Genomic DNA, 577 nt, shown 5'->3' with positions numbered 1-577 from the left:
CTGTCAATTCTGCCTTTGGTTTCACGAACATGAATTGTCATGTTGGTACGTGAAATGTCATCATAATGAAGATGAACAACCTCTGATACACGTAATCCGGAAGAATACATAGTTGCAATAATCGCTTTATGCTTCAGATTCGGAGTGGCGTCAATGATTGCATTTATTTCATCGCGGGATAGAACAGCAGGAAGATTTCGCTCTCTTTTCATAGCCGGAACAGTGTCATCATCCCAGACAGTTTTCAGCACCTTTTTATATAAGAACTTTATTGCAGACCGATAGTGATTGTGAGTTTCAGGAGACCTTCCTTCCAGACGTTTGGCAGTAAGAAAACTTTCCGCATCTTCAAGTGTAAGATCAGAAACATTTTTTCCAATCCAACGAAGGAAGTAACTGACATCAGAGCAATACAGTTGAATAGTTCTTTCACGCAGGTTACGTTTTCTGCTTCATTGCGGATGGATTCAAAAATATCTTTATACATAATAAAACCTCCAGAATAAGTAGTGTTAATAATTACATCTACCTATTCGGAGGTGCATTAGCGTCATAATTCCGATTGCGGAAGAGACTG

1 protein-coding gene and 1 pseudogene are annotated in these 577 nt (G+C 39.0%); both read right to left on the bottom strand.

Features of this window, described 5'->3' with window-relative positions; all coding sequences use genetic code 11:
• Positions 1 to 212: tyrosine-type recombinase/integrase (locus H8S17_RS16695; protein ID WP_243238123.1), on the bottom strand; the 212-nt coding region annotated here is incomplete at its 3' end.
• 78 nt (positions 213 to 290) lie between these two features.
• Positions 291 to 416: pseudogene (locus H8S17_RS16690) on the bottom strand (tyrosine-type recombinase/integrase); the annotation flags it as partial.
• Positions 417 to 577: the final 161 nt, after the last annotated feature.

Source organism: Roseburia zhanii (genome assembly GCF_014287635.1).
Taxonomy (GTDB): domain Bacteria; phylum Bacillota; class Clostridia; order Lachnospirales; family Lachnospiraceae; genus Roseburia_B; species Roseburia_B zhanii.
The sequence above is the reverse complement of the archived record's forward strand: the minus strand, read 5'-3'. Positions and strand labels throughout refer to the sequence as shown.